This window comes from Streptomyces sp. NPDC059477, assembly GCF_042749375.1.
Classification (GTDB): Bacteria; Actinomycetota; Actinomycetes; order Streptomycetales; family Streptomycetaceae; genus Streptomyces.
The window spans coordinates 33,710-40,563 of sequence record NZ_JBHYUG010000072.1 but is presented as its reverse complement, the minus strand read 5'-3'; the positions used below and the strand labels follow the sequence as shown (position 1 = coordinate 40,563).

Below are 6,854 nucleotides of genomic sequence, written 5' to 3'. Positions count from 1 at the left end.
GCCGTAGCGTTCTACGGCCCCGCGCGCCCGGGGGCCTGACCCGGGTCTTCGACCGCTTCTGGCGCGCCCGCGACCACGGCACCACCCGCGACCGCCACGCGGGCCTGGGCCTCGCGATCGTCCGCCAGATAGTCGAGTCCCACGGCGGCCAGATCCGCCTCTTCTCAAAATTGGGCGAAGGCTCAACCTTCGTCCTCTGGTTCCCAACCCCCGCCGAAACCACCAGGAAAGCCCCTCCGGAAGAGCCCCCGGTCCCACAACGCCACTAAAGCCGCACGAGAAATCTCACCGGAACCCCCATCCGCCCCTCAGGGGCGCGGGGAACTGCGCGAACAACCACGACGAGCCTGCACCGAAGAACGTGCCGCCACCCCGTCCCCCCCTTAGGGGCGCGGGGAACTGCGCGACAAGCCACAACGCACCCGCACGGGACAACGCGCGGACACCACCCCCGAAACCCCTGAAGCCCCTGAAACCCCCGAAAAACCTACGCCGCGTCCTTCGCCTTGGTCGCGTACATATCCACATACTCCTGCCCCGACAACCGCATGACCTCGGTCATCACAGAATCCGTCACCGCCCGCAACACATACCGATCCCGATCCATCCCCTCGTACCGGGAAAACTCCAGCGCCTCCCCGAACCGCACCGTCACCCGGCACGGCCGAGGCATCCCCGCCCCACCCGGCTGAATCCGATCCGTGCCGATCATCGCGAACGGCACCACCGGCGCCCCCGTCATCAGCGTCAGCCGCGCGATCCCCGTACGCCCCCGGTACAGCCGCCCGTCGGGCGAGCGCGTGCCCTCGGGGTAGATGCCGAACAGCCGCCCCTCCTCCAGGATCCGGCGGCCGGTCATCAGCGCCGCCACCCCGCCCTTGCCGCCGTCGCGGTCGACGGGGATCATGCCGACGCCGGTGAAGAACCACGCCATCGCCCGGCCCTTGAGGCCCTTGCCGGTGACGTACTCGTCCTTGCCGATGAAGAACACCTGACGGTCACAGACCAGCGGCAGAATCATCGAGTCGATGAACGTGAGATGGTTCCCCGCCAGAATCACGGGGCCGTCGCCGGGAATGTGCTCCACTCCCTCCACCCGGGGGCGGAACATCAGGCGCATGATCGGTCCGAGCACTGCCTTGATGAGCGCGAAGCGGGACAACGGGCCCTCCGGTGTCAAGAATTTCGGTATGGGTTTGTGGCGTAATGCGTCTGTGCGTATGAGTCTGCGCAGGTGAGGACGATACTCGCGGTTACCCGCCCAACGCACATCGGGTTCATCAAGCTCTTACGCACTATTGACCTGCGTTCACCTGAGTTCACCCACGGACCCCACTGGACACACCGTCAGACCTGGCCGCCCGTACGACATCCACCGTCACCCATGTGTTCGAGTCAGCGCCCCCCTTCCGTCACGTCCGCCACCCTACGATCGGCGCGCACCACCCGGCGCCCGGCCGGAGGGACGCGCCCCGGTGGGGTGCGGAGCGGACGGCGAGGAGGCCGCTGATGGGATCGCAGGAGCCGAACGAGCAGGCGAAGAGCCCGGCGACAAGCCAGGCGAACAACCAGGCGTACACGGGACGACGGGCGCTGCTCGGCGCCGCCGTGCTCGGCGCGGGCGGGGCCGTCCTCGGACTGTCCGGCACGGCGAGTGCCACCGACACACGCCAGACGGGCAATGGCCTGAAGAACCTGCCCAAGCCCACGATCATCGGTCACCGCGGCGCCAGCGGCTACCGCCCCGAGCACACCCTCGGCGCCTACCAGCTGGCCCTGGACCTGGGCGCCGACATCGTCGAGGCCGGTGACCTGGTCCCCACCAAGGACGGCCATCTGGTCTGCCGCCATGAGCCGGAGATCGGCGGCACCACGGATGTCGCGGACCACCCCGAGTTCGCCGACCGCAAGAAGACCAAGCTGCTCGACGGCTACTCCACCACCGGCTGGTTCACCGAGGACTTCACGCTCGCCGAGCTGAAGACCCTGCGCGCCACCGAGCGCATTCCGGCCAACCGCCCGCACAACACCCTCTACAACGGCCGCTGGGAGATCCCCACCTTCGAAGAGGTGCTCAAGTGGCAGGACGAGCAGACCCGTAAGCGCGGCAAGCAGGTCTGGATCTACCCCGAGCTGAAGCACCCCACCTACTTCCGCAAGCAGGGCCTGGCCCTGGAGGAGCGGGTCGCGAACGTGCTGCGCAAGTACGGCCGCAACAAGTGGAACTCGCCGGTCATCCTCCAGTCCTTCGAGCCGACCAGCATCCAGCGCCTGAACAAGCTGGTCGACAACCCGCTCGTGGTGCTGCTCTCCGGGGCGAGCAGCCGCCCGTACGACTTCGTGGACTCCGGCGACCCCCGGACCGTCGCCGACCTGATCAAGCCGGCCGGCCTGCGCGAGATCGCCTCCTACGCCAACGGCATCGGCCCGACCGTGGACCTGGTCATCCCCAAGGACGCCACCGGCAACCTGACCAAGCCGAGCACGCTGGTCGCCGACGCCCACAAGGTCGGCCTGATCCTGCACCCCTACACCCTGCGCAACGAGAACCCGTTCCTGCCTCCGGCCTTCCGCAAGGGCACCGACGCCGACGCGTACGGCGATGTCTTCGGCCTCTACCGGACGTACTTCGCCACCGGCATCGACGGTGTCTTCACCGACCAGCCGGACACCGGCCTGCTGGCCCGCGCGGACTTCCAGGCCGGCTGACGGCCGAAACACACCCTGACGAGAACACACCCCTGACGAGAACACACCTCTGAGGGGGTGAGGAACCACCGCCCGGGGCGACCGCGCTCCGGGCGGTCGCGGGTGGTCTCGGGGGAGTTGGGTATCTCACAGGGCAGACCCGGACCGGAATGTTCCAAGTATCCGGAATGTCGGCGCCGCCTCCCCGCTCGGGTGGTTGCGGCTCGCGGAGCACGGGGATAGGAGTGAGGGACGACAGGCGACAGGTGAGCGGGAGGCGTGCACACATGGGCATGAGCGTGGTCATCTCCGAGGCGGCCGAGCACGACGCCGAGCAGATCTTCAAGCTTCAATACCTCTGCTTCCAGAGCGAGGCCGCCCTGTACGGCAACTACCGCATCGACCCGCTGGTCGAGACCCTGGACGAGGTCCGCGCGGAGATCGCCGGGGACTGTGTCTTCGTGGCCCGGCTCGGCGACGAGGTGATCGGCGCGGTGCGCGGCGCCGCGCACGAGGACGGCTCCGCCGCCATCGGCCGGCTCTGCGTCCACCCCCGCCTCCAGGGCCACGGCATCGGCGCCCGTCTCCTCAAGGCCGCCGAGTCCGCCCTCGCCGACCGGCACGGCACCAAGCGCTTCCGCCTCCACACCGGCCACCGCAGCGAGGGCAACCTCCGCCTCTACCGCAAGGTGGGCTACGAGACGGTCGGCACGGAGAAGGGCAAGGACGGCGTCCCGATGGTCATCCTGGAGAAGCCGGCGGGCACGTTCGTACAGACGGCGTGACGCCAGACCTTTCGGCGAGCGGTGCCCCCCACGCCCCGAGGGGCGCGGGGAACTGCGCGGGCAACCACGACGCGGGGAAAGCCGCCGCTGACGCTCAGCCCACCTGCTCGCGTCCCGCCGCCCTCCGCAGCCAGTACATCGCCGTCACCGGCAGGATCACCGGAATGAACAGATAGCCCATCCCGAAGTCCGACCACACGGTCGAATCGGGAAACGCGGAGGGCTCGACCAGGGTCCAGGTCCCGACCCCCAGCACCCCCGCCAACTCCACCGCACAGCACACGAACGCCGCCCGCCGCGCCCGCTCCCCGCCCCGCACCAGCGAGTACGTGATGAACCCGTACACCAGGCCCGCGAGCGCGGACAGCGTGTACGCGAGCGGCGCCCTGTCGAACTCCGTGGCGATCTGCACGGCGGACCGGGACACCGCACCGACGACCATCACGCCGTACAGCCACACCAGCAGCGTCCCCGGACCGCTGATCAGCCGGGAGCGTGCCGCCGTACCCACCTCAGCCCGCCCAGATGTCATAGAGCCGCACCTCCAGAACGGCCAGCACGACCCCGCCGGCGGCCACGGTCACCGACCCCCACTTGGTCCGCTCGGCCAATGACATGAACCCGGCGGCCGGCACACACGCGAACGACCCGATCAGATACGCCACGAAGATCGTCGTGCCCTGGTCCGGCTTCTCGCCCCGTGCCAGCAGCACGATCCCGGCGACCAGCTGGACCAGCGCCAGCACCGACACCACGGCCATCCCGATGAAGTGCCAGTCCTTCGTCGGCTGATCCCGGTACGCGGCCCAGCCGCACCACGCGGCCAGCAGCAACGCGGCGACGCCGGTCACCAGAGTCAGGACTTCAAGCATGCCGCCGACCCTATTACGGGCCGGAGGGCCCGATGCCGCCGCCCCCGGAGTGCCCCGTTCCGCCGGGACGGCCACCGTGGCGTTGGCCACAACCCATCCCGCCCGGGAACTCCGCGCCCACCTGGCCGCGGCAGCCCTCTCCCCGCTGTCCGTGCTGGTCACGGGCGGGGAAGCGGGGATCCCGGCCCGCGCCCCGGACACCGGACAGAGGCGTCCATGTTCGTCCACTATCCGGACAACGGTCACCGGTAAGGACCGTACGTCTGGTTTACTGCTCGCATGACCACGACGAGCAGCCGCACCCTTGCGACCGAGGCGACCACGACGCCCGGTGCTCGCTGTATGTGTCGAATGCGCGCTTTCTAGAGGGCCCCCGCACCACCCGAGTCCCGCGCCCCGAAGCGGGACCGCTCATGTCCGCGCCCGCGTTCCCGCAGCGGAGCCGGCCGGACCGAGCCGCCCCGCGCGCCTGTTCTCCCCAGCTTGCTCGCCACCGCGAGAACCGTGCCGTGCTCCCGACCGTATGCACCCGTGCCCGGCGCACACCCACGCCCGCACTCGACAGTGACGGAATCCCCAGTGATCACGACAACGGACCTGACCAAGGTCTACCGCTCGCGCGGCCGTGAGGTCACCGCCCTCGACGGCGTCGATCTGCATGTCCGCGAAGGCGAGGTCTACGGCGTCATCGGCCAGTCCGGGGCCGGCAAGTCCTCGCTCATCCGCTGCGTCAATCTGCTGGAACGCCCCACCTCCGGCACGGTCACCGTGGCCGGCCAGGACCTCACCGCGCTCGCCGGACGCGGCCCGCGCGCGAGCAAGGAACTGCGCCGGGCCCGCAGCCGGATCGGCATGGTCTTCCAGCACTTCAACCTGCTGTCCTCGCGGACCGTGCAGGACAACGTCGAACTGCCGCTGGAGATCCTCGGCAAGTCGGGGCGGGAACGCTCCGTCAAGGCGCTGGAACTGCTCGACCTGGTGGGCCTCGCCGACAAGGCCAAGTCCTACCCGGCCCAGCTCTCCGGCGGCCAGAAGCAGCGCGTCGGCATCGCCCGCGCCCTGGCCGGCGACCCGAAGGTGCTGCTCTCCGACGAGGCCACCAGCGCCCTCGACCCCGAGACCACCCGCTCGATCCTGCAACTGCTGCGCGACCTCAACCGGCAGCTCGGCCTGACCGTCCTGCTCATCACCCACGAGATGGACGTGGTCAAGAGCGTCTGCGACTCCGCCGCCCTGATGGACGGGGGCAGGATTGTCGAGTCCGGCACGGTCAGCGAACTGCTCGCCACCCCCGGCTCGGAACTCGCCGCCGCGCTCTTCCCGGTGACCGGCGACGCCTCCGCCGACGACCGGACCGTCCTCGACATCACCTTCCACGGCGAGGCCGCCACCCAGCCGGTCATCTCCCAGCTGTCCCGCACCTACAACATCGACATCTCGATCCTCGGCGCCGCCATTGACACCGTCGGCGGCCTCCAGGTCGGCCGGATGCGCATCGAACTGCCCGGCCGCTACGAGGACAACGTCGTACCCATCGGATTCCTGCGGGAGCAGGGACTCCAGATCGACGTGGTCGGCGAGCGGGCCGACGCGGCCGGTGACACGGCCGGTGAGCGCGACGCCGCCGCCGGTGAGCGGACCGACACGACGGGCGCCCGGCCCACTCTCGCCAAGGAAGGTGCCCAGTGACCTGGTCCGAGATACGGCCCCTGCTGGAGCAGGCGTGTACCGAGACCCTGATCATGGTCGGCTGGTCCACCCTGATCGCCGTCGCCGCCGGTCTGCCGATCGGGGTGCTGCTGGTCCTCACCGACCGGGGCGGGCTCCTCCAGAACACCGTGGTCAGCAAGGTCATCGGGCAGATCGTGAACATCGGCCGCTCGATGCCGTTCATCATCCTGATGGTCGCGCTGATGGGCTTCACCCGCTGGGTCACCGGCACCACCATCGGCAGCGAGGCCGCGATCGTCCCGCTGGCCATCGGCGGCATCCCGTTCTTCGCCCGGCTGGTCGAGACGGCCGTGCGCGAGGTGGACCACGGACTGGTCGAGGCCGTCCAGTCGATGGGCGGCAACACCTGGACCATCGTCCGCAAGGTGCTCATCCCCGAGTCCCTGCCGTCCCTGATCGCCTCCACCACGACCACCGTCATCGCCCTCATCGGCTACTCCGCGATGGCCGGCACGGTCGGCGGCGGCGGACTCGGCGACCTCGCCATCCGCTACGGCTACCAGCGCTTCGAGACCGGCCTGATGTGGATCACCGTGGCGGTCCTCGCCGTCGGGATCTCCCTGATCCAGTTCGCCGGCGACTACGCGGCCCGCTCCCTGCACCGCCGCGCTGGCGCGTCCGGCCCGATGCCCCGGCTCGCCCTGCTGCGGGCCAAGGAGACCGGGACCGCCGAGATCGGCAAGGCCGTCTAGCCCCACCGCTCCTGCTCCCGAGGGCCGCCCGGCCCACCCCACATGTCCGCGCGCCCCCACATGTCCGCCCACCCCATATGTCCGCG

General features: G+C 69.8%; 8 protein-coding genes. 5 read left to right on the top strand and 3 right to left on the bottom strand.

Annotated features, from left to right (window positions below):
* Window positions 1-269, top strand: a 269-nt coding sequence (locus tag ACFXAZ_RS28870; protein ID WP_384597137.1) for an ATP-binding protein, incomplete at its 5' end; no start/stop codon positions are given.
* A gap of 218 nt (window positions 270-487) precedes the next feature.
* Here the strand turns inward: ACFXAZ_RS28870 and ACFXAZ_RS28865 are convergent.
* Window positions 488-1,162, bottom strand: a complete 675-nt coding sequence (locus ACFXAZ_RS28865; RefSeq protein WP_384597135.1) for a lysophospholipid acyltransferase family protein — start codon at window positions 1,160-1,162, stop codon at window positions 488-490.
* 347 nt (window positions 1,163-1,509) lie between these two features.
* On the opposite strand from ACFXAZ_RS28865, the gene ACFXAZ_RS28860 reads away from it, so the two are divergent.
* Complete coding sequence (locus ACFXAZ_RS28860) at window positions 1,510-2,709, top strand: glycerophosphodiester phosphodiesterase (protein WP_384597133.1); 1,200 nt, start codon at window positions 1,510-1,512, stop codon at window positions 2,707-2,709.
* A gap of 266 nt (window positions 2,710-2,975) precedes the next feature.
* Window positions 2,976-3,473, top strand: coding sequence for a GNAT family N-acetyltransferase (locus tag ACFXAZ_RS28855; RefSeq protein ID WP_384597131.1), 498 nt, complete (start codon window positions 2,976-2,978; stop codon window positions 3,471-3,473).
* A 94-nt stretch (window positions 3,474-3,567) separates the two neighbouring features.
* On the opposite strand, the gene ACFXAZ_RS28850 is transcribed toward ACFXAZ_RS28855, so the two are convergent.
* Both ACFXAZ_RS28850 and ACFXAZ_RS28845 read right to left on the bottom strand, forming a co-directional pair.
* Window positions 3,568-4,005 carry a hypothetical protein gene (locus ACFXAZ_RS28850; RefSeq protein ID WP_384597129.1) on the bottom strand — a complete coding sequence of 146 codons (438 nt, stop codon included), beginning with the start codon at window positions 4,003-4,005 and terminating at the stop codon, window positions 3,568-3,570.
* A complete protein-coding gene (locus tag ACFXAZ_RS28845) occupies window positions 3,986-4,345 on the bottom strand; it encodes a hypothetical protein (protein WP_384597127.1) in 360 nt (119 codons plus the stop codon). Before ACFXAZ_RS28845 ends, ACFXAZ_RS28850 begins: the two co-directional genes overlap by 20 nt.
* A gap of 579 nt (window positions 4,346-4,924) precedes the next feature.
* On the opposite strand from ACFXAZ_RS28845, the gene ACFXAZ_RS28840 reads away from it, so the two are divergent.
* A complete protein-coding gene (locus tag ACFXAZ_RS28840; protein ID WP_384597125.1) occupies window positions 4,925-6,034 on the top strand; it encodes a methionine ABC transporter ATP-binding protein in 1,110 nt (369 codons plus the stop codon).
* Window positions 6,031-6,768: a methionine ABC transporter permease gene (locus tag ACFXAZ_RS28835; protein WP_384597123.1), complete on the top strand. Its 738-nt coding sequence runs from the start codon at window positions 6,031-6,033 to the stop codon at window positions 6,766-6,768. Before ACFXAZ_RS28840 ends, ACFXAZ_RS28835 begins: the two co-directional genes overlap by 4 nt.
* Window positions 6,769-6,854: the final 86 nt, after the last annotated feature.

Excerpts from the sequence above, each read along its gene's own strand:
- ACFXAZ_RS28855 (WP_384597131.1), top strand. The coding sequence starts at position 2,976 with ATGGGCATGAGCGTGGTCATCTCCGAGGCGGCCGAGCACGACGCCGAG.
- ACFXAZ_RS28860 (WP_384597133.1), top strand. The coding sequence starts at position 1,510 with ATGGGATCGCAGGAGCCGAACGAGCAGGCGAAGAGCCCGGCGACAAGC.
- ACFXAZ_RS28850 (WP_384597129.1), bottom strand. The coding sequence starts at position 4,005 with ATGACATCTGGGCGGGCTGAGGTGGGTACGGCGGCACGCTCCCGGCTG.
- ACFXAZ_RS28845 (WP_384597127.1), bottom strand. The coding sequence starts at position 4,345 with ATGCTTGAAGTCCTGACTCTGGTGACCGGCGTCGCCGCGTTGCTGCTG.